This is a genomic window from Streptomyces sp. NPDC055078, from assembly GCF_053607985.1.
This window is the reverse complement of record NZ_JBSGUP010001119.1, coordinates 1-1,336: the sequence shown is the minus strand read 5'-3', so window position 1 is coordinate 1,336 and position 1,336 is coordinate 1. Positions and strand designations below refer to the sequence as shown.

Annotated in this window: 2 protein-coding genes; both read left to right on the top strand. The window is 73.7% G+C overall.

The window, feature by feature from the left end:
* Positions 1–745 (top strand): hypothetical protein (locus tag ACWF94_RS40605; protein ID WP_453500336.1); only part of this gene is annotated, 745 nt, incomplete at its 5' end.
* 8 nt (positions 746–753) lie between these two features.
* A partial coding sequence (locus ACWF94_RS40600; RefSeq protein ID WP_453500334.1) for an HNH endonuclease occupies positions 754–1,336 on the top strand: 583 nt, incomplete at its 3' end.

The window sequence follows — 1,336 nt, the reverse complement described above, 5'->3', positions numbered from 1 at the left end:
GGGTACGGCTGCGGCCGTACCCCCGGCGGGGGCGGACCGCCGGGTTCTGGGCGCGCGGTTCCCCACCGTTGCGGTGGACGGGATGGAGTGGGACGTGAACGAGGTGGCGACCGCGCTGTTCGAGGCGGGAGCCGAGGACCTTGCCGTTCCGGTACCGACCACGGACACCCTCTATGCGGCCCTGCGGGCGGCGGTGCGGACCGTGGGCCCCGGGGGCATCGCGAAGGAAGCCCCGGGGTTCGCCGGACTCCCTGATGACGAATTCGAGGAAGTGCGGCAGTGCCGGGAGTTCGCCTACCGGCTCGCGCTCTCGTTCTGGTACCGGGGCGCGCGGTCGCGGCCGATGACGGCCGGTGAAGCCGCCGCAGCCCTGTACCTGTCGGACCTGTGGGCCTACCGGCCCACCGACTTCTCCGACCCGGCACGCCGTACCCCGCTGGTCGCCCGCGCTTTGCGGCAGGGCGCTGCCAGGGTGCCGCTGGCGGCCCTGGTGCGTCTCGGCGCGGCCCTGGGTGCGGAGATGGCCGGAACCGGGCGCGAGCGGGCCCAGGGGCGGGGGTGGCTGTATGGGCAGGTGCTGCCGGACCGTCACCATCGCCGGTTCTGCTTCGACTTCCTGCGTGCCCAGCCCCAGCAGCCGAGTGCGCTCATCGTCCGCCCGGACGCCGGGGGGTACGTCCTCGGGCTGATCCCCCCGCCCGGTCCGGGCGGGATCTGGCGGCGTCCGGTCCGGGCGGAGTGGTGAGCGTGGCCGTGAGCACGCGCAACCGCGTGCGGCGGCTGCGGTCGATGGTGGGCGACCGGTGCGCCTACTGCCGCCGGGGCTTCACTGCCGACCGGCATCCGACCGTCGACCACATCGTTCCGTACTCGCTGTTCCGCACCAACCGGGTCGGGCACCTGACACTCGCCTGCCACGACTGCAACCACTACAAGGCCGACCGACTGCCCCTGTCGCTGGCGCTGCTCATCCTCCAGTCGGCCCACCCGACCGACCACCCGACCGCCCCCGCGTCGACTCCCGCTGTTCACCCGGCCGGACCGGTGTTCACCGGTCCGGCCGGTTGGGCCGGTTGGCTCGCGCTGGCCCGACTCGCGCACCTCTACGAGTCGGCCGCACGGTCGGCCCCTGACCGGGTCAAACTCCACCGCCGCCGCCGGGCACCCAACCCCGCCCGCCCGTCGATCCAGTCGACCCCCACGCCCGATCGATCGACCCGGCATCGGGGCAGGGACGATCTACCCCTGACCTGCGTGACGACCCCCGTCACACCCGTCTGGAGTCGGCCCCGTACGGACAGGAAGCCGCCGCGTGAACACACCCGCCCAACCCGTG